Annotated in this window: 21 protein-coding genes; 12 read left to right on the top strand and 9 right to left on the bottom strand. The window is 72.3% G+C overall.

What is annotated here, in order from left to right; all coding sequences use genetic code 11:
• Nucleotides 1–21: 21 nt before the first annotated feature.
• Nucleotides 22–813 (top strand): alpha/beta hydrolase, encoded by a 792-nt coding sequence (locus tag N0B34_RS14905; RefSeq protein WP_263732205.1) that lies wholly within the window; start codon nt 22–24, stop codon nt 811–813.
• Nucleotides 810–1,598: an SDR family NAD(P)-dependent oxidoreductase gene (locus N0B34_RS14900; protein ID WP_263732204.1), complete on the top strand. Its 789-nt coding sequence runs from the start codon at nt 810–812 to the stop codon at nt 1,596–1,598. The genes N0B34_RS14905 and N0B34_RS14900 overlap by 4 nt, the downstream gene beginning before the upstream one ends.
• A 23-nt stretch (nt 1,599–1,621) precedes the next feature.
• Here N0B34_RS14900 and N0B34_RS14895 read toward each other — a convergent pair whose 3' ends face one another.
• Nucleotides 1,622–3,136: an MFS transporter gene (locus tag N0B34_RS14895; RefSeq protein ID WP_263732203.1), complete on the bottom strand. Its 1,515-nt coding sequence runs from the start codon at nt 3,134–3,136 to the stop codon at nt 1,622–1,624.
• A gap of 109 nt (nt 3,137–3,245) precedes the next feature.
• Here N0B34_RS14895 and N0B34_RS14890 point away from each other — a divergent pair, with 109 nt between their 5' ends.
• Nucleotides 3,246–3,617, top strand: a complete 372-nt coding sequence (locus N0B34_RS14890; protein WP_263732202.1) for a VOC family protein — start codon at nt 3,246–3,248, stop codon at nt 3,615–3,617.
• A gap of 30 nt (nt 3,618–3,647) precedes the next feature.
• Here the strand turns inward: N0B34_RS14890 and N0B34_RS14885 are convergent, their stop codons facing one another.
• A complete protein-coding gene (locus N0B34_RS14885; protein WP_263732201.1) occupies nt 3,648–5,081 on the bottom strand; it encodes a DUF2079 domain-containing protein in 1,434 nt (477 codons plus the stop codon).
• A 93-nt stretch (nt 5,082–5,174) separates the two neighbouring features.
• On the opposite strand from N0B34_RS14885, the gene N0B34_RS14880 reads away from it, so the two are divergent.
• Together N0B34_RS14880 and N0B34_RS14875 are read left to right on the top strand one after the other, a co-directional pair.
• Nucleotides 5,175–5,861 carry a response regulator transcription factor gene (locus tag N0B34_RS14880; protein WP_263732200.1) on the top strand — a complete coding sequence of 229 codons (687 nt, stop codon included), beginning with the start codon at nt 5,175–5,177 and terminating at the stop codon, nt 5,859–5,861.
• A complete protein-coding gene (locus tag N0B34_RS14875; protein ID WP_263732199.1) occupies nt 5,858–7,243 on the top strand; it encodes a sensor histidine kinase in 1,386 nt (461 codons plus the stop codon). The genes N0B34_RS14880 and N0B34_RS14875 overlap by 4 nt, the downstream gene beginning before the upstream one ends.
• A 20-nt stretch (nt 7,244–7,263) precedes the next feature.
• Here the strand turns inward: N0B34_RS14875 and N0B34_RS14870 are convergent, their stop codons facing one another.
• From N0B34_RS14870 to N0B34_RS14850, 5 genes are read right to left on the bottom strand one after another with little or no spacing between them, the layout of a single operon-like run.
• Nucleotides 7,264–8,109, bottom strand: a complete 846-nt coding sequence (locus N0B34_RS14870; protein ID WP_263732198.1) for an alpha/beta hydrolase — start codon at nt 8,107–8,109, stop codon at nt 7,264–7,266.
• 58 nt (nt 8,110–8,167) lie between these two features.
• Nucleotides 8,168–8,956, bottom strand: coding sequence for an ABC transporter permease (locus N0B34_RS14865; protein WP_263732197.1), 789 nt, complete (start codon nt 8,954–8,956; stop codon nt 8,168–8,170).
• Between the two features lie 2 nt (nt 8,957–8,958).
• Complete coding sequence (locus N0B34_RS14860; protein WP_263732196.1) at nt 8,959–9,867, bottom strand: ABC transporter ATP-binding protein; 909 nt, start codon at nt 9,865–9,867, stop codon at nt 8,959–8,961.
• A gap of 2 nt (nt 9,868–9,869) precedes the next feature.
• Entirely contained in the window at nt 9,870–10,505 is a 636-nt protein-coding gene (locus tag N0B34_RS14855) for a TetR family transcriptional regulator (protein ID WP_263732195.1), read from the bottom strand.
• A gap of 42 nt (nt 10,506–10,547) precedes the next feature.
• On the bottom strand, nt 10,548–11,171 hold the full coding sequence (locus N0B34_RS14850; RefSeq protein WP_263732194.1) for a TetR/AcrR family transcriptional regulator: 624 nt from the start codon (nt 11,169–11,171) through the stop codon (nt 10,548–10,550).
• 139 nt (nt 11,172–11,310) lie between these two features.
• Between N0B34_RS14850 and N0B34_RS14845 the strand changes: the two genes are divergently transcribed.
• Complete coding sequence (locus N0B34_RS14845; RefSeq protein ID WP_263732193.1) at nt 11,311–12,240, top strand: alpha/beta hydrolase family protein; 930 nt, start codon at nt 11,311–11,313, stop codon at nt 12,238–12,240.
• Between the two features lie 235 nt (nt 12,241–12,475).
• Here N0B34_RS14845 and N0B34_RS14840 read toward each other — a convergent pair whose 3' ends face one another.
• Nucleotides 12,476–12,802: a hypothetical protein gene (locus N0B34_RS14840; protein ID WP_263732192.1), complete on the bottom strand. Its 327-nt coding sequence runs from the start codon at nt 12,800–12,802 to the stop codon at nt 12,476–12,478.
• Between the two features lie 187 nt (nt 12,803–12,989).
• Here N0B34_RS14840 and N0B34_RS14835 point away from each other — a divergent pair, with 187 nt between their 5' ends.
• From N0B34_RS14835 to N0B34_RS14810, 6 genes are all read left to right on the top strand, one after another.
• On the top strand, nt 12,990–13,298 hold the full coding sequence (locus N0B34_RS14835; protein ID WP_263732191.1) for a hypothetical protein: 309 nt from the start codon (nt 12,990–12,992) through the stop codon (nt 13,296–13,298).
• A gap of 66 nt (nt 13,299–13,364) precedes the next feature.
• Nucleotides 13,365–16,637 (top strand): formate dehydrogenase, encoded by a 3,273-nt coding sequence (gene fdh / locus N0B34_RS14830; RefSeq protein WP_263732190.1) that lies wholly within the window; start codon nt 13,365–13,367, stop codon nt 16,635–16,637.
• A gap of 1 nt (nt 16,638) precedes the next feature.
• Nucleotides 16,639–17,589 (top strand): 4Fe-4S dicluster domain-containing protein, encoded by a 951-nt coding sequence (locus N0B34_RS14825; protein WP_263732189.1) that lies wholly within the window; start codon nt 16,639–16,641, stop codon nt 17,587–17,589.
• Nucleotides 17,586–18,632: an NrfD/PsrC family molybdoenzyme membrane anchor subunit gene (gene nrfD, locus N0B34_RS14820; protein ID WP_263732188.1), complete on the top strand. Its 1,047-nt coding sequence runs from the start codon at nt 17,586–17,588 to the stop codon at nt 18,630–18,632. The genes N0B34_RS14825 and nrfD overlap by 4 nt, the downstream gene beginning before the upstream one ends.
• Entirely contained in the window at nt 18,620–19,501 is an 882-nt protein-coding gene (gene fdhD, locus N0B34_RS14815; protein ID WP_263732187.1) for a formate dehydrogenase accessory sulfurtransferase FdhD, read from the top strand. The genes nrfD and fdhD overlap by 13 nt, the downstream gene beginning before the upstream one ends.
• A 101-nt stretch (nt 19,502–19,602) precedes the next feature.
• Nucleotides 19,603–20,634, top strand: a complete 1,032-nt coding sequence (locus tag N0B34_RS14810; RefSeq protein WP_263732186.1) for an RDD family protein — start codon at nt 19,603–19,605, stop codon at nt 20,632–20,634.
• A 74-nt stretch (nt 20,635–20,708) separates the two neighbouring features.
• Here N0B34_RS14810 and N0B34_RS14805 read toward each other — a convergent pair whose 3' ends face one another.
• Nucleotides 20,709–21,869 carry an epoxide hydrolase family protein gene (locus N0B34_RS14805; protein ID WP_263732185.1) on the bottom strand — a complete coding sequence of 387 codons (1,161 nt, stop codon included), beginning with the start codon at nt 21,867–21,869 and terminating at the stop codon, nt 20,709–20,711.
• Nucleotides 21,870–21,932: the final 63 nt, after the last annotated feature.

Here is a 21,932-nt window from a genome sequence, read left to right as displayed (position 1 = left end):
CGATCGCAGGAAGGGCTGATCATGGCGACTCCGGTGCTGTTCATCCACGGGCTGTGGCTCCACGCGTCGTCGTGGGAGCCCTGGATGCACCTGTTCCGCGACGCGGGTTACGAGCCCCTCGCACCCGGCTGGCCCGGCGACGGCGAGACGGTCGAGGCGTCGCGCGCCAACGCCGACTCCATCGGCGACCACGGCATCGACGACGTGACCGAGCACTTCGCGTCGATCATCGCCAACCTCCCGGAGAAGCCCATCCTGATCGGCCACTCCTTCGGCGGGATGATCGCGCAGAAGCTGCTGGGCCGGGACCTCGGCGTCGCGGCCGTCGCCATCGACGCCGCCCAGATCAAGGGCGTGCTCCCCGTGCCGCTGTCGGCGCTGCGCGCCACCCTGCCCGTGTTCAAGAACCCGGCGAACCGGCATCGCGCCGTCTCGCTGACCAGCGAGCAGTTCCGGTTCGCCTTCGCCAACGCCGTCTCCGAGAAGGAGTCCGACGAGCTGTTCGCCCACTGGACCATCCCGGCTCCCGGCAAGCCGCTGTTCGAGGCCGCGTCGGCCAACTTCGACCCGCACTCGCCGGCGAAGGTGGCCACCGAGAACCAGAACCGCGGTCCGCTGCTGCTGATCACGGGCGGCAGGGACCACACGGTGCCCGAGGCGGTCACCCGCGCCACCCTCAAGCAGTACCGGCACTCCGACGCCGTCACCGACTTCCTCGAGTTCGAGGACCGGTCGCACTCGCTGACCATCGACTCCGGCTGGCGCACGGTCGCGGACGCCTCGCTGGCCTGGCTGCAGAAGCAGGGGCTGTGAACCTCGACCTGGCCGGCAAGGCCGTGGTGGTCACCGGTGCCAGCAAGGGGATCGGGCTGGCCGTGGCGCAGGCCTTCGCGGCGGAGGGCGCACGGGTGGTGGCGGGCGCGCGGTCGACGAGCCCCGAGCTGGCGGCCCTCGGCGAGCAGGACGACGTGGCCGTGGTGCTCGGTGACCTCACCACCCTCGCCGGCTGCGACGCGCTGGTCGCGGAGGCCGAGCAGCGGTTCGGTGGGGTGGACGTGCTGGTCAACAACATCGGCGGCGTGCGTCCGCGCACCGAGGGCTTCCTGGCGGTGTCCGACGACGACTGGCGGTGGTCCTGGGAGATGAACCTGCTGTCCGCGGTGCGCGCCACCCGGTCGGCGCTGCCGTCCCTGCTGCGGCGAGCGCCGTCGACCGTCGTCACCGTCTGCTCGGTGAACGCCGCGCTGCCGGACCCGGGCGTGATCGACTACTCCGCCGCCAAGGCGGCTCTGCGCTCGTTCAGCAAGTCGCTGTCCAAGGAGCTGGGGCCGCGCGGGGTGCGGGTGAACACCGTCAGCCCCGGGCCGGTGGAGACCTCGCTGTGGCTGGGCACCGGCGGCGTCGCGGACACGGTGTCGCAGGCGCGGGGGCTCGACCCGGCGGCGGTGCGTGCCGCGGCGGTGGCCGGGACGCCGACCGAGCGGTTCACGCACCCGGAGGAGGTCGCCGCGGTGGTGACGTTCCTGGCCTCGGGCGCCGCCGGCAACATCACCGGGGCGGACGTGCTGATCGACGGGGGACTGGTCACCACCATCTGAGCCGAGCTGGGCCGGGCCGGCCGTCACGCCTCGTCGGCGGTGACGGCCGGTCCGGAGGTCTCGTGGATCGGCGGTCCGTCCACGGCGCAGCTGTACCGCTCGCGCGGCGCCGGGGTGGGCGGCGTGGCGTCGGCGCGGGGGTTCCGGATGGTCAGCGCGGCGGTCGCGCCGCCGACGATCAGCAACCCGGCGCAGATGGCCATCGCCACCCGGAAGCCCTCGTGGAACGACGCCGGGTTCTGGTAGTCGGCACCGGAGATGCTCGCCAGTGCCGGCAGCACGGCGATGGCCAGCAGGCCGCCGGTGCGGGCCACGGCGTTGTTCACGCCGGACGCGACGCCGGCGTCGCGGTCCGCTGCGGCGGCCAGCACGGTGGCGGTCAGCGGCGCCACCATCACCGCCAGGCCCAGGCCTAGCAGGGTCACCGCCGGCAGCACCTGCGTGAGGTAGGCGCTGTGCAGGCCGAGGCGCAGCATCAGCAGCACGCCCGCGGCCGCCACCAGCGGGCCGGCGCTCATCTGCAACCGAGGGCCGATCTTCGTCGCCACCGCCCCCGACCGCGCCGAGAGCAGCAGCATCAGCGCGGTCACCGGCAGCAGCGCGGCCCCGGCCAGCAGCGGCGAGAATCCCGCGACCACCTGCAGGTTCACCACCAGCAGGAAGAACACGCCGCCCAGCGCCGCGTAGACGGTGAAGGTCACCAGGTTGGCGGCGGTGAACTGCCGGTCGGCGAACAGCCGGGGCGGCAGCATCGGGTGCCTGCTGCGTCGTTCGGTCAGCCAGAAGCCCGCCAGGGCCACCAGCCCCGCCGCGCCCAGCACCTGCACGCCGACCGACCAGCCGCCCGCGGCGCCCGTCAGGGCGTACGTCAGCGCCCCCAGTCCGACGGCGACGAGCACCGCGCCCTGCACGTCGAGCCGGGTGTCGGCATCGGGGTCGCGGGACTCCGGCACGTGCCGCCGCGCGATCACCACCACCGCCGCGGCGAGCGGCACGTTGATCAGGAAGATCCACCGCCACCCCGGCCCGGCCACCAGGTATCCACCGACGAACGGCGCGAGCGCGGCCGCCACCCCGCTGAACCCGGACCACACGCCGATCGCCTTGGCCCGGTCGTCCTGCACGAACGACGACGAGATCAGCGACAGGCTGCCGGGCGTCAGCAGCGCCGCGCCGGCGCCCTGCAGCGCCCGCACGGCCACCAGCACCCCGATGCTCGGCGCCAGTGCGCACAGCATCGAGGCGGCAGCGAACCAGACGACGCCGATCAGGAACACCCGCCGCCGCCCGAACCGGTCGCCGAGCGCCCCGGCCAGCAGGATCAACGCCGCCAGGGTCAGCGTGTAGGCGTTGACGGTCCACTGCAGCCCGCTGAACCCGGCGCCGAGGTCCCGGCCCATCCGCGGCAGCGCCACGTTGACCACCGTCGCGTCGATCCCGGCCAGCGCCGAGCCCAGCACCGTGGCGACCAGCACCCAGCGTCCGGCCGGCGCCGCGAGCGTGAGCCGGGCGGCGCCCGCGGGCGCGTCCTGGGACATGTGCCAGGCCCCCTTCCGACGACGGCTGGTTCCATGGTGCGTGACGGGTCTGACAATCGGCAGCAAATGGGAAGGCAGTCCTTAGTCGGCCCGTCGTAGGGTGCGACGCATGGCGTCTCGCATCTCCGAGCTGGTCGTCGACTGCCACGACCCGAAGCTGCTGGCCGACTTCTGGTGCCAGGTGCTGGGGTTCCGGGTGCTGGAGGAGGAGGACGGCTACGTCGAGATCGGTCCGGAGGAGGGGTTCGGCGGTCTGCAGCCGACGCTGATCTTCAGCCCGACGACGGAGCCGAAGACCACCAAGCTGCGGCTGCACATCGACGTCAACCCCGTCGGCGTGGAGCAGGACGCGGAGCTGGAGCGGCTGCTGGCCCTCGGCGCGCGGCCGGCGGACATCGGCCAGACGGGCGAGGAGTCGTGGCACGTGCTGCAGGACCCCGAGGGCAACGAGTTCTGCCTGCTGCGCCGCCGGCTCGGCTGACGCACCGCCCAGCGGGGATCCGGACCGGCCTCACGTCTCCCGCTCGAGCAGCACCACGCCGTCTGTGGCATCGACCGTCCGATAGCCGTGAGCCCGCGCCGACGCGACGAGCTCGACGAGCCCGTCACCGTCGACGGGGTACTGGCGGGTGATCGACGTGTCGGCCACGACGAACCGGGCCCGTGACTGCTCGAGCGGAACGATGCCGAGCAGGCTCACGTCCGCGCGGCCGGTGAGCTGCGGGGCCAGCGAGTTCGAGGCGGCCACCGTGACACCGTCGGGGATGCGCGCGAGGAGGTCGCGGGCGGCACGTTCATGGACGCTCGGCCGCCACAGCCCCGGTGTGGTGAGCTGCATCAGCGGCGACTGCGTGAGCAGCACCGCGGTCGCGACGACGCTCGCCCACAGCACGCCCCGCTGATGTGCGGGCGTCCACCCGGCACCGCGTCGCAATCGCGCGAGCCCGTCGACGAAGGCCGCGGTGACGACGGGCACCAGCACTGCGTCGTAGTGGAAGGCGGTGCCCCAGTACTGGGGATTGTCGGAGAGGAACCGCCACGCCAGCGTCGGCACGGCGACCAGCACGAGCGGTGAACGCAGGGCGAGAAATGCGGTGGGCAGCAGAAGGAGCACCACCGTGGTGAGCTTGAGGTGGTTCGAGAACAGCGTTCCGGCCTGCGTGATCACGGTGTCCAGGTCCAGCTGCCGGGTGTACTGGTTCACACCCGCGGGGTTCATTCTCGGGATGACGACGAGGGTCTCGAGGGCCGTGGCGCCCAGGCCGAACAGCGCCGTCCCGAGGCCGAGACGGCGACCACCGGCCGTACGTCCGAGGACGGCGACGAGCACGCCGATTCCCGCGACCGTGATTCCGAGGTCTTCCTTGACGAGCACGAGAGGCGCGGCCCAGAGCACTGCGGCCCGCCATCGGCGACGGCCGAGAGCCGTCATGGCGAAGGCGAGCAGCGGCACGGCGAACGCGATCTCGTGGAAGTCGAACGCGATCGCGTGCCAGAGGCCGCCCGCGAGCCCGTAGCTCGACGACACGACGATCGCGGCCGGCGTCCCCAGGGTCTGCCCCGCCCAGCGGGCGAGCGGCACCACGCCCACCGCGAGCAGCACGGCCTGCGCGACCAGCAGGGTCTCGGCATGCGGTACCACCGCGTAGACGGGCGCCAGCACGGCGAGGACCGGTGAGAAGTGGTCGCCGAGCAGCGGGTAGTCCACGCCCTTGAGCAGCGACGTGGGCAGCTGTCCCTCGGCGTACGAGCGCACGGCCTGCTCGAAGATGCCGAGGTCGTAGCCACTCGTCCGCAGCCGCGCATGACGCAGCAGCGAGAGCGTCGAGAAGAGCACGGCGAGGAACACTGCGCTCGTCCAGGCGACGAGCACGGGCGCGCGGATCGCTCGCTGCACGGGGGACGCGACCGACAGGGTGGACGCGACCGACAGGGTGGACGCCATGACGGCCACGTTCCGGCCGGTGCGCTGGTGTGCGGCTGACGGACCCTGACGTCGACGTCAGGATCGCCCCACGGCGCGGTGTCACACTGGGCTGTGCGCATTCTGGTCGTCGACGACGAGCGGGCATTTGCCGACGTCCTGGCGACCGGCCTCACCGCCGAGGGTTTCACGGTGGACACCGCGTACGACGGACGTTCCGGATATCTGCTGGCCGCGACGGGCGCGTACACGGCCATTGTGCTGGATCTGATGATGCCGCAGATGAACGGCTTTGCCGTGTGCGCCCGGCTGCGCGCCGAAGGCATTTCCACGCCTGTGATCGTGCTCACCGCGAAACAAGGCGAGTACGACGAGATCGAGGCGCTGAGCAGCGGCGCCGACGACTACCTCCGCAAGCCCTTCCGTTATCCCGTTCTCGTCGCCCGGCTGCACGCCCTGCTGCGGCGCCCGGCCGCGATCGCCGACGGGATCGTCACGGTGGGGGACCTCGTGGTGGATGCTGCTCGCCGGCGGGTGAGCCGGGGTGCCGATGCCATCGAGGTCGTCGGCCGTGAGTGGACCATCCTCGAGACGCTCGCGCGGGCCGCGGGCACGTTGGTGTCCAAGGAGGAGCTGCTGCTGGAGGCCTGGCCGGGAGAGGTCGACGACGTCAACCTCGTGGAAGCGCGGGTGAGCTCGCTGCGACGCAAGATCGACGCCCCGTTCGGTCGCCGGTCGCTGCAGACCGTGCGCGGCGCCGGCTACCGGCTCGTCGACGACCGGGCGCAGGCCGAGCGGTGACCCGGCTCCGGCTGCCGATCGCCGCCCGGATCGCACTGGCGGCCGGGCTGCTCGCGGCGGTCCTGCTGACGGCCGGCGCGTTCGCCGTGCGCGCCGCGATCCACGCGGCGCAGCTCCGGTCGACCCAGCAGCTGGCGGCAGTCGAGGCCACCCAGATCACGGACGCGATCGGTGCGGGCGTCCACCTGTACGGCCCGTTCGGCTCCTTGCCGTACCAGCTGGTCCGCAACGACGGGGCGGTGATCGCCGTGGCCCCCGAGGCCGAGAACGCGGTGGTCCCGCCTCCGTCCACCGAGGCCTCGCAGACGGCGGGCGAGGTGTGGCACCTCGACCCGGCGACCGCAGCCGGTGCCCGGGTCGCCGTCAGCAGCACGCTCCGGGCCTCGAGCATGACCGGCGTCGCCGACGCGGACCTGCCCGGTGGCGCCGCCGACAGGAGCACCACGGTGTACCGGGCCTACGTCTTCGTGACGCCGACGGCGGCGAGCCGGGTGGTGGCCTCGCTCGATCCGTTCCTCTGGGGTGGCGTCGTCCTCGCCGTGGCGCTCATCGCGATGACCGCGGCGACCGCGACCCGGCGCGCGCTGCGACCGGTGGAGCAGATGCGCGTCGTCGCGGACGGCATCGCCGGCGCCCCGGACGGCACCCGCCTCACCGAGCCCGAGGCGGCCGACGAGCTGCGCGCCCTCGCCACCACCCTGAACGCGATGCTGACCCGCATCGACGACGCCACCGTCCGGCAGCAGCGGTTCATCGCGGATGCCGCGCACGAGCTGCGCAGCCCCGTCGCCTCGCTCCTCGCAGCGCTCGACGTGGGGCACGCCCACCCTGAGGCCCTCCCGCCCGAGCGCACCCTCGCCAGCGTCGAGACACAGGCCCGACGCCTCGCGGACCTCACCGAGGAGCTCCTCGACCTCGCCTCGGCCGGCACCCCGGCACAGAACGACGGCGAGTCGTGCGACGCCACGGAGGTGGTCCGCGACGTCGTCGCCGGACGGAACCTGCGGGTGCCCGTCGACGTCTCCGTACCGGAGACGGCCCCCGTGCGCATCGCGGCCAGCGCGCTGGCCCGCATCGTGGGCAACCTCCTCGACAACGCCCTGCGCCACGCCGCCACCCGCGTCGACATCGCCGTGACCGTCGACGATGCCGCACGCATCTCCGTCACCAACGACGGCGAACCTGTCTCCGCTGCCGACGCCGAGCGGATCTTCGAACCGTTCGTCCGCCTCGACGCCTCGCGCTCCCGTGACACCGGGGGCACCGGTCTGGGCCTGACCATCTCGCGCGAGCTGGTGACGAGTGCGCGGGGATCCCTGGTGCTGAGCCGACTCACGCCCACCACGTTCACCGTCCAGCTGCCGCTCGCACAGGAGGGCTAGCCGGAGGGGCCGGCGCGGGGTCAGCCGGTAAGCCCGAGCCAGTCGGCGATCAACGGGCCGGCCACGGCCGCCGAGTAGACGCTCTGGTGGCCTACGCCGTTGGGGTAGTCGGTGGTCACCGGGTGGCCGGCCGCGGTCAGCGCGGCAGCGAGCTGTTCGGTGGACGCGGCCGGGACCGTGGTGTCGGCGGTGCCGTGGATCAGCAGCACCGGCAGCTGAGGTCGCTGCGGGGCGAGCGCGACGGGGTTGGCGGCGGCGATCTCGGCGGCGGTGTGCCGGCCGGGGCCCAGCAGGTCGGATGCCAGAGCGCCGAGGTGCGCGACGTCGTACGGGCCGGCCAGTCCGACGAGGCGGTCCGGTGCAACGGCCGGCTCCGCGCAGCCGGAGCCGAACGAGCCCGGCGTCAGCGCGACGACGGCCGCCAGCTGCGCACCGGCCGAGTGCCCGACGATCACTACTTCACCCACGTCCACGCCCGAGCGACGGCTGCGCGCCACGGCGTCGGCCACGTCGCACGCCACGTCCTGCGCCGGCACGGGGAAGTACGCCCCGTCCGACGACGTCCGGTAGGTCACCGTCACCACCGCGGCACCGCGCTGGGACAGCCAGGTGGCCAGGCCGGTCAGCCCGGCCGGATCCGCGGACGTCCACCCGCCGCCGGGTACCAGCACGACCACCGGCGTCTTCCCGGGCGGCGCAGCCGCCGGCGGGAACAGCCGGGAGGATGCGGCCGGGTCGAACGACACCGTCGGGCTCGGGGGGCCGGTTCGGCCGGTGCCGTCGGACGTCGACGTGCACGCGGCGAGGCCGGCCACGAGCGCGACCAGCAGCGCCGCCGTCGCCCGTCCCTGCCGCGCGTGCGTCACCGGAGCCGCACCCACCTCCGGCCGACTCCCGCGCGGATGCGGCCGACCCGCCCAGCCGTCACCGGATGTCCAGCCGCTCGACCAGGACCACGGCGGCGAGGTGCAGCACCACCCCGGCGACCACCAGCACCGTCCACGCGGTGAGCGACGGCCCCTTGCTGAGCTGGTCGCTGCCGACCGCCCAGTAGAACAGGGAGGCCGGGCGCACCGTCCTGGCCCACCCGATCACCGGAGCCAGCGAGCTGACCAGGTACGACGCGGCCGCGAGCCCGGACGCCAGCCCGAGGGCCAGCCCCCGGCTCCCGGTGAGCACGCCGATGATCAGGGCCACGAGCCCGAAGTCCACGCCCATGACCAGCACGGCGGCGGTGGTGCCCACCACCGCACCTGTCGGCAGCGTCAGGTCGTAGTGCCGTCCCAGCAGGATGAAGGCCATGGTCACCACGGCCACCGGAAGGGCGAGCAGCACCAGCACCGCGGACTTCTCCCGCACCAGGCGCCGGCGACTGAGGGGCAGCGTGGCGACCAGGCCCAGCGTCCCGTCCTCGGACTGGCCTGCGATGCAGGACGCCCCGTACCCGATGGTGAGCAGCAGGACCATCAGGGGCAGGAAGTTGGCGTAGAGGTTGCCGTTCACCCAGCCGGTCGGCGAGGTCAGCGACCCGCTCACGCCGAGCAGCGCGCCGACCGTCGGGTTGTTCGCGGTGAGGTCGCCCAGCGAGGAGTCGGACCGCACGGACGGGTACATGGCCACGAGGATGAAGGCGTAGAACGCCAGGCCCCCGGCGAACCAGAGGATGGAGCGGCGGCGCAGTCGCAGGTCGATCAGCGCGATGTTCGCGTGCACGGTCAGACCTCCTGCAGTTCGGTCGAGCGGTAGTAGCCGAGGAACAGCTCGTCGAGGTCGGCGGGCCGCGCGAGCAGGTCCACCGGGTCCAGCGGCGCGATCGCGCGCAGCACCGGTGCCACCGGCCCGGTGATGGTCAGCAGCAGGTGTCGCGGGTCGCTCGACTCGGACGTCTGGACGCCCTCGAGCCGGCCGAGCGCGGTCGTGTCGACCTCGTGGTCGAACGTCAGCTCGACGGTCCGGGGAGCGTGCCGCCGCAGCCCCTCCACGGTGTCGGTGACGACGATGCGGCCCTCGCGGATGATGGCCAGGCGGTGCACCACGCGCTGCACCTCGTCGAGGTCGTGCGAGGAGAGGAACACCGTGCGGCCGTCCGCCGTGGTCTCCTCCAGGAGCGCGACGAACTCCCGCTGCAGCAACGGGTCCAGGCCCGACGTCGGCTCGTCCAGCACCAGCAGCTCCGGGCGGTGCATGAACGCCAGCACCAGGCCCAGCTTCTGCTTGTTGCCCTTGGACAGGGTCTGCGTGGGGCGGTCGATCTCGGCCCCGAACCGCTCGATCAGCTGGTCCCGGTACCGGGTGTCGCGCAGGCCGCGGACGGAGCCGAACCTGTCCAGCACCTGCCGGCCCGTCAGGCGGGGGTAGACGGCCAGCTCGCCGGGCAGGTAGCCGGTGCGTCGGTGCAGCTCGACGGCGTCGCCGAGCGGGTCAAGCCCCAGCACGCGGGCCGCGCCGGACGACGCGTGGTACAGCCCCATGAGGATGCGGATGGTGGTCGACTTGCCTGCGCCGTTGGGGCCCAGGAAACCGAAGATCTGGCCGGGTTCCACCGCCAGGTCCACGTCGATGATCCCTCGCCGGGGACCGAACGACCTGGTCAGCGCATGCGTCTCGATGACGGCCGGTGCCATGCTCAGCTCCTTTCCACACCCTCGGCTGCGCCGTGCGGGGCGTCGGCGGCGTAGATGCCGCCGGAGTAGACCTCCAGGAGGACGGCGCCCGTCTTCCTGAGCCCTGCCGGGCTCAACGGGTCGACGCCGATGGCCTGCGTGACCAGGTCGCGCAGCACGATCTGGCCCAGGTCGTTGACGAGCAGGAACACCGCCCGGGTGTGCGCATCCACAGACGGACGCAGGATCCCGGCGGCCTCCTGTGCGGCGAGCATCGCGGTGGTCGCCTCGACCAGCCCCAGGAACAGGGCGCTCGCGGCCTCACCGCCGTCCACCAGCATCCGACGCAGATATCCCAGCAGGTCCGGCTCGTCGCGCAGCAGCGCCGCTAGAGAGCCGGCGGCTTGGCTGAGGTCCGCGCCCTCGGTGGTGGGCACCTCCGCGAGCAACGACGTCAGGCTGGTGATCAGCCGTGCGTCCGTCGCGGCCTTCAGCTGCGCCTTGGTGCCGAAGTGGTGGACGACGAGGGACGACGACACTCCGGCCGCACCCGCGACGTCACGGATCGAGGTCGCCTCGAACCCCTTCGCCGCGAACAGGCGCATGGCTGCGGCGCGGATCCTGGCCGCCGCGGTCAGGTCCTCGTCGGCTGCACGCATGTGTAGTTCATAGCACGACTGTGCAGTCCGCGGAAGAGTACGTCAGACGGCGTCCGTCGACTCCCAGCCCGGCTGCTCCTGACGCAGACCGGTGAGCAGCAACGTGACGATGCGGCGGACGTCGTAGTCGGGGTCGTGGATGGTCCACGCGACCAGGTCGCCGACGGCGCGCAGCAGCTCGTAGGGCCGGACGTCGGCCACCACCTCGCCGGACCCGCGCGCCGCGTCGAGCAGGTCGGACAGCACCGGCAGCAACCGGTTCAGGAACAGCTGGTGCAGCGCCGTCAGCCCGGAGGCGTCGCCCTGCCACACGTTGCCCAGCCCGTGCTTGGTGCCCAGGAAGTCGACGTACCGGTGCACCCACGCCAGCAGCGCGACGAACGGTGACGGAGCCGATGCCAGCAGCGCGGGACCGGCCTGCGCGCACTCGTCGATCTGGTGCCGGTAGACGGCCACCATCAAGTCCGCCCGAGTCGGGAAGTGCCGGTAGAGCGTCCCCATGCCGACGCCGGCTGCGGCGGCGACCTCCCGGACCGGGGCGTCGACACCGGACGCGCCGAACACCCGCGAGGCGGCGTCGACGATGGCGCGCTCGTTGCGCTCCACGTCGGCGCGGCGGCGCGGCGCCTCCGGCGCGGCGTCGGGTCCGGGTTCCGGGGCCGTCATCGGGTCATCGTCCCACAGGGGGGCGGCGGAACGGAGCGCGGTTCCGTATCGGCTTGTGAAATGGAGCCGCGCTCCGTATCGTCAGCGGAGCGACGTTCCGCTTTGACGTTGCCACCAGTCCCACTCGCGAGGAGCAGCCATGTCCGTAGTCGAGGTGACCGGCGTCCCGCCGGTCCAGACCGTCTCCGTCAAGCCCGTCGTCCTGCCCGCGCCGGAACGCGGGGAGGACCTGCAGGTCCGCGTCTCCGCGCCGGTCACCGGCACAGACCTGCCGGTGATCGTCTTCGCCCACGGTTTCGGCGGCTCGATGACCTTCTACGACCCGTTGGTCGACCACTGGACGGCCCACGGCTTCGTCGTCGTCCAGCCGACGTTCCTGGACTCCGCCACCCTCGGCGTCACGCCCGACGACCCGCGGTACCCCGAGATCTGGCGGATCCGGGTGGACGACCTGGAGCGCGTGATCGACGACCTCGACACGCTGCTGGCCGCCGTGCCTGGCCTCCCGCAGCGCGTCGACACCAGTCGCCTCGCCGCCGCGGGCCACTCCTGGGGCGGCCAGAGCGTCGGCATGCTGCTCGGGGCGCGGGTGCTCGGTGCGGACGGACAGCCGGGGGAGGACCGCACCGACCCGCGCATCAAGGCGGGCGTGCTGCTGGCCACCACGGGTCTCGGCGGAGACGACCTGACGCCGTTCGCCCGGGACAACTTCAGCTTCATGAGCCCGGACTTCAGCGGGCTCGCCACGCCATCGCTCGTGGTCTGGGGCGACCACGATCAGTCGGCGCTGTCCACCCGCGGCCCGGACTGGTTCACGGACGTGTACCGGCTGAGCCGGGGTGCGCGCACCTTGGTCACCCTGTTCGGTGCGGAGCACTCGCTGGGCGGCATCCACGGCTACCGCGCCGTCGACACCACGGACGAGAACCCGGCGGCGGTCGCCCTGGTCGCGCGCGCGTCGACGGCTTTCCTGCAGACGCAGCTCGGCATCGATCCGATGGCATGGAAGGCGCAGATCACGGCCCTCGCCGCGGCGGCGGAGCCGGCGGGTCGCATCGAGTCGAGGTAGCGCGCCTTCAAGCGGCCGCGAAGCAGACACCGCAGCGATGTCCACGTATGTAGTCACCGCACCGGTGTCTACATACGTGGACATCGAGCGTCGTCTGCCTGGGCTGCCGTCGAACGTCGCTGCCTGAGACAGCAAGCAGGTTCGCGATGCAGAGAGTGTCGAACAGACGTCTCAGGCGGGAATCTCACGGTTGTTGCGAGCCGGCTGCGACGGCGGCATCTCGGCCGAGCTCCGACTACGGCGAACCATGGAACAGTCCAATGGCAGAGCCGATGGTCGCGAGGAAGGCGCTCGTGGCGAGGACCGCCCAACTGAGAACGGTTCGGTAGAGCCGATCGTAGGCACGTGCCTCAGCGGGGCTCTCTCGCTTGAGTTCTTCAACGATCCTCATGTGCTCCCTGCGCCGGAGTGGATGAAGCCACGACGGCTTGGCGTCCTGCAAGTCCCAGAGGGCCACAGCGGATGCCGTCTCCGGATCACGCCGCGAGAGCTCTCGGAGGTTGCTCAGCCCTTGTGCGACCGTGCCGACGAGCGCGAAGAGGGCGGCGAGGAAATTCCACACGTGACGGAGCGTCGCAGTTGGCCACTCGGTCGCTGATGCGCCGCGCCGAGCCGACGACGGCAGTGGCGTGTCGCACACGCCGGCGCCTGCCCGCTCCTGTTGCGGCCTCCCGGTACCGCTCCGAGACTGTCGAGCGACGGTCGCGGCAACCGCGGGTCGTCCCCCTCACAGGACGGGTAGGTGCGTCGTGGTCTCCAAGCAGACGGTCCTCGACCTGCTGGACCAGGGCCTCGACTACCACCAGATCTCCGCGCGCACCGGCGTCTCCGCAGGCACGGCGTACCTGATCGCGACGGGGATGCCGGCGGACGGCGGCGACTCGTACACGCAGGAGATGCGGGACCGGCCGGGGGCCTTCCAGTCCCGTAGCCAGCTGCTGGTGCACCAGGCGGAGCAGAACCCCACGACCAAGCCCGAGGTGGGGGAGTGGATCAAGGAGCGGCTGGCCGCCGACACGCAGATGCGTGCCGCCGGGCAGACCGCCACGCACGGCTGACAGCACGGCCCGACGACCCGGCCGCGCAGCGGCGGGCGCCAGGGCGGGAACCAGAAGGAGACCGCAGTGAAGCAACTCCCGCTGATCCAGTCCTGGCCGGTGGTCCGGCAGCTCACCGGCGACGACCACGCAGGCAAGGCATCGGCCGCCAAGTCGGCCCGCACCGCCAACCTGAAGGCGCGCACCCAGACGGCGGACCGCGTCGTGAAGTCCGTCTGTCCGTACTGCGCCGTGGGCTGCGGGCAGAACGTGTTCGTCAAGGACGGCAAGGTCGTCCAGATCGAGGGGGACCCGGACTCGCCCGTCAGCCGCGGCCGGTTGTGCCCCAAGGGCTCCGCGAGCCTGCAGCTGACCACCGGTGACGCGCGCCTGCACACCGTCCTCTACCGCGCGCCCTACGGCACCGACTGGCAGCAGCTGCCGCTCGACGAGGCGATGCGCATGGTCGCCGAGCGCGTGGTGAACACGCGGGCGGACACCTGGGAGGACGAGAAGGACGGCAAGAAGACGCGCCGGACGATGGGGATCGCCAGCCTCGGCGGCGCGACGCTGGACAACGAGGAGAACTACCTCATCAAGAAGCTGTTCACCGCCCTGGGCATCGTCCAGGTGGAGAACCAGGCGCGCGTGTGCCACAGCTCCACCGTCGTCGGGCTGGGCACCAGCTTCGGCCGCGGCGGCTCGACGATGTTCCTGCAGGACCTGCAGCACGCCGACTGCATCGTCATCGAGGGGTCCAACTTCGCCGAGGCGCACCCGGTCGGGTTCCAGTGGGTGGTGGAGGCCAAGGCGCGCGGCGCCAAGATCATCCACGTCGACCCGCGGTTCACGCGCACGTCGGCGCTGGCGGACCTGCACGTGCCGCTGCGGGTGGGGACCGACATCGCCTTCATCGGCGCGCTGATCAACCACGTGCTGTCCACCGACTCCTACTTCAAGGAGTACGTGGAGAACTACACCAACGCGTCCACCCTGGTCAGCGAGGACTTCCGGGACACCGAGGACCTGGACGGGCTGTTCTCCGGGTTCGACGAGCAGAAGCGGTCGTACTCCTTCGAGACGTGGGAGTACGAGGGCGCGTCCGCGGCGCCGGCGTCCGGCATGCGCGACAAGACGCCGGGCCAGGAGGAGGCCGAGGAGGGCGGCGGCTCCGAGCCCCCCGGCATCCAGAGCGCCGGCCGCGGCGAGCAGCACGGCTCCGGCGGCACCGCGATGGAGGGTCAGCCGCACACCGACCCCACCCTGCAGGACCCGCGCTGCGTGCTGAACGTGCTCAAGCGGCACTACGCCCGGTACACCCCGGAGATGGTCGAAGAGGTCTGCGGCATCCCCAAGGAGACGTTCTTCGAGGTGGCGCAGGCGCTGATCGAGAACTCCGGCCGCGAGCGGACCACCTCGTTCGCGTACGCCGTGGGGTGGACGCAGCACAGCGCCGGCTCGCAGTTCATCCGGGCCGCGTGCGTGCTGCAGCTGCTGCTGGGCAACGTCGGGCGTCCCGGCGGCGGGATCATGGCGCTGCGCGGGCACGCGTCCATCCAGGGCTCCAGCGACATCCCCACCCTGTTCAACCTGCTGCCCGGCTACCTGCCGATGCCGTACGCGCACCACCAGATCGACCTGGAGAGCTTCATCCAGGCCGACGCGGCCCGGAAGGGCTTCTGGGCCAACATGGAGAGCTACATGGTGAGCCTCCTCAAGGCCTGGTGGGGGCCCGCGGCCACCCCGTCGAACGACTTCTGCTTCGACTACCTGCCCCGGCTGACCGGCAGCCACTCCACCTACGACACGGTGATGGAGCAGCTCGCCGGCCGGTGCAAGGGCTACTTCCTGCTCGGGGAGAACCCGGCGGTCGGGTCCGCCAACGCGACGATGCAGCGGCTCGGCATGGCCAACCTCGACTGGCTGGTGGTGCGGGACTTCTCGCTGATCGAGAGCGCGACGTGGTGGAAGGACGGCCCCGAGATCCGCAGCGGTGAGCTGAAGACGACGGACATCGCCACCGAGGTGTTCGTCTTCCCCGCCGCCGCGCACACCGAGAAGGCCGGCAGCTTCACCAACACCAACCGGATGCTGCAGTGGCGGCACAAGGCCGTCGAGCCCGAGGGGGACGCCCGCAGCGACCTGTGGTTCATGTACCACCTGGGCCGGATCATCCGGGAGATGCTGGCCGGCTCCACCGAGCAGCGGGACCGGCCGATCCTCGACCTGACCTGGGACTACCCGACCGAGGGGCCGACGGCCGAGCCGATGGGCGAGGCGGTGCTGGCCGAGATCAACGGGTGGGACTCCACGGGTAAGCAGCTGTCGACGTACATGGACCTGAAGAAGGACGGGTCGACGGCGTGCGGCTGCTGGATCTACGCCGGCGTCTACGCCGACGGCGTCAACCAGGCGGCCCGTCGCAAGCCCGGCACCGAGCAGGACTGGGTGGCGGCCGAGTGGGGCTGGACCTGGCCGCTGAACCGCCACATCCTGTACAACCGCGCGTCGGCCGCCCCGGACGGCACACCGTGGAGCGAGCGGAAGAAGCTCGTGTGGTGGGACGCCGACGCCGGGAAGTGGTCGGGGTTCGACGTGCCCGACTTCGAGCCGAAGAAGTCGCCGGACTACCGGCCGCCGGAGGGCGCGCAGGGCATCGAGGCGCTGTCCGGCATCGACCCGTTCATCATGCAGGCGGACGGCAAGGGCTGGCTGTACGCGCCGGCGGGCGTGGTCGACGGGCCGATGCCCGCGCACTACGAGCCGCAGGACTCGCCGGTGCAGAACGCCCTGTACGGCCAGCAGCGCAACCCGGCCCGGCTCGTGTTCCCCGCGGAGCACAACCGCTACCAACCTTCCGGTGACACCCCGGGGTCGGACGTGTACCCCTTCCTGGTCACCACCTACCGGCTCACCGAGCACTTCACCGCGGGCGGCATGAGCCGCTGGCAGCCGTACCTGGCCGAGCTGCAGCCGGAGCTGTTCTGCGAGGTGTCCCCGGAGCTGGCCGCCGAGCGTGGGCTCACGCACGGCGGCTGGGCGACGCTGGTCACGGCCCGCGGTGCGATCGAGGCCCGCGTGATGGTCACCCACCGGATGCGACCGCTGAAGGTGCAGGGCCGGATGGTCGACCAGATCGGCATCCCGTACCACTTCGGCCCCAACGGGCTGGTGGCGGGCGACGCCGTCAACGAGCTGTCGGCGATCGTGCTCGACCCCAGCTCGCACATCCAGGAGGTCAAGGCGTTCGCGGCGGACATCCGCCCCGGACGACGACCGCAGGGCGCCGGCCGGCCGGCGCTGGTGCGCGAGTACCAGGAGCGGGCGGGCGTCACCGCCTCGACCGGGACGGAGATCTGACATGGCGTTCGACCTGTCCGCGCTCGGCAGCTTCCTGCGCAGCGACGACCCGCCGGAGGCCGGCGGCTATCCCGATCCGGCACCGCGCGTCGGCTTCTTCACCGACACCTCCGTCTGCATCGGCTGCAAGGCCTGCGAGGTGGCGTGCAAGGAGTGGAACGCGATCCCGGAGGACGGGCTGACGTTCACCGGCATGTCCTACGACAACTCCGAGCACCTGGGCGCGAGCACGTGGCGGCACGTCGCGTTCATCGAGCAGCAGCGGCCGATGGGCGCTGGCGCTGCGGCCGGGGGGAGTGCCGGGCCCGTCGATCTCGGGATGCCGGCGATGCCGGGCGGCGCCGGGGCGCCGGCGGCGGCCGACGACGGGTCCGGCGACCGCACCGGGATGCGCTGGCTGATGGCGTCCGACGTCTGCAAGCACTGCACGCACGCCGCCTGCCTGGACGTGTGCCCCACCGGCGCGCTGTTCCGCACCGAGTTCGGCACGGTCGTCGTGCAGGAGGACGTGTGCAACGGCTGCGGCTACTGCGTCTCGGCCTGCCCGTACGGCGTGATCGAGACCCGCAAGGACGACGGCCGGGCCTGGAAGTGCACCATGTGCTACGACCGGCTCGGGGCGGGCCAGGAGCCGGCATGTGCCAAGGCGTGCCCGACGGACTCGATCCAGTTCGGCGACCTCGACGAGCTGCGCGTCCGGGCCCAGGCCCGCGTGGAGCAGCTGCACGAGGCCGGCGTGCCGGAGGCGCGGCTGTACGGGGCCGACCCGGACGACGGTGTCGGCGGTGACGGCGCCTTCTTCCTGCTGCTCGACGAGCCCGAGGTGTACGGGCTGCCGCCGGACCCCGTCGTCACCACGCGCGACCTGCCGGTGATGTGGCGCAACGCGGCGCTCGCGGCCGGGGCGCTGCTGACCGGCCTCGCGGCGACGTTCCTGGGGAGGAAGCGATGAGCGACGGCGGGTTCGGCGGGCGGTTCGGTGGCGGTGGCAGCGGCCGGCACAGGCGCCGCGGCGGGGGCCGTGGTGGCGAGGAGCTGATGGTGCCGGAGGCCGAGTTCACCTCGTACTACGGGCGTCCGATCCTGCACAAGCCCAAGTGGGAGCCGCTCGACATCGCCGGGTACCTGTTCCTCGGCGGGCTGGCGGGCAGCTCGTCGGTGCTGGCCGCCGGGGCGACGGCGACCGGGCGTCCGGCGTTGGCGCGGGCCTGCAAGGTCGGGTCGCTGGTGGCCATCTCCGGGTCGGTGGTGGCGCTGGTGCACGACCTGGGCCGGCCCGAGCGGTTCACCAACATGCTGCGGACCGTCAAGCCGTCGTCCCCCATGAGCGTCGGCTCGTGGATCCTGTCCGCCTACGGCCCGGCGGCCGGCATCGCCGCGGTGACCAGCGTGACCGGCTGGTTCCCCCGGATCGGGAAGCTGGCGACGTTCGCCGCCGCGGCCACCGGTCCCGCGGTCGCCGCGTACACCGCACCGCTGATCGCCGACACCGCGGTGCCCACCTGGCACGCCGGCCACCGCGAGCTGCCCTTCCTGTTCGTCAGCTCCGGCGCCACCGCGGCCGGCGGTCTCGGCATGCTCGCCGCGCCGGTGTCCCAGGCGGGGCCGGCTCGCCGAGCCGCCCTGGTCGGAGGCCTCACCGAGGTGGCCATCACCCGAGTGATGGAGCGCCGGATGGGGCTGCCGGGGGAGACCCTGCGGCAGGGCAAGGCCGGCACGCTGATGCGCGCGGCCGAGGCGCTGAGCATCGGCGGCGCCCTGGTGGGCGGGATCGGCGGGCGCTGGTCGCGGGCTGCGGCGGTGGTCGGCGGGCTCGCCGCGATGGCGGGGTCGGCGTGCACGCGGTTCGGGATCTTCGAGGCGGGGGTCGCCTCGACCCAGGACCCGAAGTACGTGGTGCAGCCGCAGCGTGAACGGCTGAACGAGCGTGCGGCGCAGGCGGCGGGCTCATCGTCCGGCGACGCGCAGGGGAGGGCGGACGAGTGGGCCGCCTGACGTCCCGCGTGCCGCTGGTGCGGGTCACGGTGGCGGACGACGGCTCCGCGACCACCATCGGCCGGCCCGACACCGTGGTAGCCGAGGAGCCGCTCGAGATCCGGGTCGGCGGCGAGGCTATCTCTGTGACCATGCGGACGCCTGGCCACGACTTCGAGCTGGTCGCGGGCTTCCTGGTCACCGAGGGGATCATCAGCTCCGTCGAGCACATCCGCACCCAGCGCTACTGCGCCGGCGCGACGGACGAGGGCGTGAACACCTACAACGTCGTCGACGTGTCGGTGACGGTCCCGGTGGTGCCGCGGGACGTCGCGCGGTCCTTCTACACGACCAGCTCCTGCGGCATCTGCGGCAAGGCCAGCATCGACGCGATCCGTGCCCGGTCGGCCTTCCCGCGGGTGTCGCCCGCCGAGGGTGCGGCCCTGGACCCGGCGCTCGTCGTCACCCTGCCCGACCGCCTGCGCGCCGCCCAGCGTCTGTTCGACGACACCGGCGGCCTGCACGCCGCGGGCCTGTTCGACCTGGACGGCAACCTCCTGTGCGTCCGGGAGGACGTCGGCCGGCACAACGCCGTCGACAAGGTGGTGGGCTGGGCGCTGCTCGAGGGACGGCTGCCGCTGCGCGACACGGTGCTGCAGGTCAGCGGCCGGGCATCGTTCGAGCTGGTGCAGAAGGCCCACCTGGCCGGGATCCCGGTGCTGAGCGCGGTGAGCGCGCCGTCGAGCCTGGCGGTCGAGCTCGCCGACGAGGTCGGGATGACCCTGCTGGGCTTCGTCCGGCCGCCGACGTTCAACGTCTACACGGGCGCCGACCGCCTGCGCGCGCCGGACCTCGCCGCCACCGCGGACGGGCTCGCGCCCGTGCCCTGATCCGAGCGCGTCGTCGACCGCACGCGCGGGTTGCGACGTCGAGCTGAGCTTCCCCGCTCAGACCCGCCCCGGCGCCGGGCGCGCTCTGTCAAGATCCGGATGTGAGCCTGGCCCCGGTGCTGGAGCAGCCGCTCGCCGGCGCTCTGGTCCCGCCGTACGCGAACTGGGGGCGGCGCGTCGTCGCGGCGCTGCTCGACGGCGCCGTGCTCGCGGGTGCCACCTGGCTGGTGCTCGGCAGCGGGAGCGGGGCGCCGTCGCTCACGCCCGTGCCGGACTCGTCTCCGGCCCACCAGGGCATCTCGTGGGTCAGCAGCCCGGTCCTGGTCGCGCTCGTCGTCGTGCTCCTGGCGTTGCAGGGGTACACCGGTGCGACACCGGGCAAGCGCGTCGTCGGGATCGCCGTGGTGCGCGCGTCGACCGGCAGACCCGTCGGACTGGTCACCTCGGCTCTGCGGGTGGTCGCGCACCTGCTGGACGCGATCTTCCTGATCGGCTACCTGCGGCCGCTGTGGGACGCGCAGTGCAGGACCTTTGCCGACTCGCTGCTCGGCACGGTCGTGCTGCAGACGAGGGACACGCCCCCGCACCCGTGGTTCGCCCGCCGTGCCCGCCCGACGGGGGCGGGATCGGTTCTCGTGACGGCGGGGTCGGTCGCGGTGTGCGCGCTCGGTGTCGGCTTCTCGACCACGACGACGTCGACCGCCTGGATCAGCACCGCCGTGGTGCCCTGCGTGGCGCAGACCGGCACGGACGTGGCGACCGCGACTGCATCCCGCGAGAGCTCGTGGTGGCAGGAGCGCCGGCTCTGGGTGACCCGCCCGGCGGCGCGGCAGGTGGAAGACCGGCTGAGCATCACCTGGCGCTGGCACGGTCCGGCAGCCGACCTGTCGTCGCCGACCAGCATCCGCACCGACCTGCTGGACGCCTCGGGCGTGGTGGACACGACCGTGAACCAGGAGATGGGGGAGCAGGTCGGGGTCAACGGTCCCCTCCAGCTGGGTCCCGCGACGCTGTCCACGTCCGACCTGGCGCACGCCGGCCAGAGCTGGACCGCCCGGTCGGTGATCGCTGTGTGGGGCACAACCGTGGCGTCCTGCACCGTCCGCGCCGAGGACTGGTCCGCGGCGAGCTGACACCTAGCCAGTCCGGGCACGTCGGGCGGAGGCGAACGAGGTCGGGCATCCGGTCGGTGCGAACGACAGACTTCCTACGCGCGGAGGCTCCTCAGCCCGGTGCGGAGCTCATCGACCAGGATCTCCGGCTGCTCGAGCGCGGCGAAGTGTCCGCCCCGCTCGGCCTCGCCGAAGTGGATCAGGTTGCTGTAGGTGTCCTCGACCCACGTTCGCGGCAGTCGCGGGATGTCGCGCGGGAAGACGGTGACCGCCACGGGCAGGGTCAGTTTGGGCCCGACCATGGTCGCCGTCCGGTTCTCCCAGTAGATGCGGGCCGATGACGCCGCGCTGTTGGTGAACCAGTAGAGCGAGATGGTGTCGAGCATGGCGTCGACGCTCAGCGCGTCCTCGGCGAGCCCCTGGTTGTCCGTCTTTGACTGGAACTTCTCGTAGATCCACGCCGCCTGGCCGGCCGGTGAGTCCGCCAGCGCGAACCCCACCGTCTCCGGCTTGGTGCCCTGCACGTGGTTGGACCCGCCGAGCGGGCCGCCGTAGAACGCCAGCCCGTCCACAGCCCGGCGTTCCTCGGGCGTCAGCGTCTCGGGGATCGGGTCTGGGAAGGCGTAAGGCGTGCTCAGGTGGACGCCCACCAGCCCGTCCGGCTGCATCACGCCGAGCTCGGTGGTGACCACAGCGCCCCAGTCGCCACCGTGCGCCGCCCAGCGGGAGTAGCCGAGCCGCCGCATCAGCTCCGCCCACGCGCGGGCGATCCGCGGCGCGTTCCAGCCGGGCGCCTTCGGCTTCCCCGAGAACCCGAATCCTGGGAGCGAGGGGATGACGACGTCGAAGGAGTCGGCGACGTCGCCACCGAACGCGACGGGGTCCGTCAGCGGCCCGATCAGGCCCAGGAAGTCCGCGACGGTGCTCGGCCAGCCGTGGGTCAGCAGCAGCGGCAGGGCACCGGGGTTCTTGGACCTGACGCGGAGGAAGTGGATGTCCAGCCCGTCGATCGTCGTCAGGAACTGCGGGTAGGCGTTGAGCGCGGACTCGAACCGGCGCCAGTCGTAGTCGTGCTGCCAGGAGGTGACGAGGGACTGGGCGTTGTCCAGGCGGACGCCCTGGGACCAGTCGCCGACGGTCTCCCGGTCGGGCCAGCGGGTGCGGGCGAGTCGCTCGCGGAGGTCGTCGAGGTCTGCGTCCGGGACGGCGACGCGGAACGGGCGGACGTCCGCCGCTGCGGTGGGGGTAGTGGTCATCTCACGGTTCTCCTCGACTCCCGTGCACGCCGCGGCTGGCGATTGCACACCGGTGTGCAGAGT

The sequence above is a fragment of the Cellulomonas sp. SG140 genome, assembly GCF_025770785.1.
Taxonomy (GTDB): Bacteria; Actinomycetota; Actinomycetes; order Actinomycetales; family Cellulomonadaceae; genus Cellulomonas.
The sequence above is the reverse complement of the archived record's forward strand: the minus strand, read 5'-3'. Positions and strand labels throughout refer to the sequence as shown.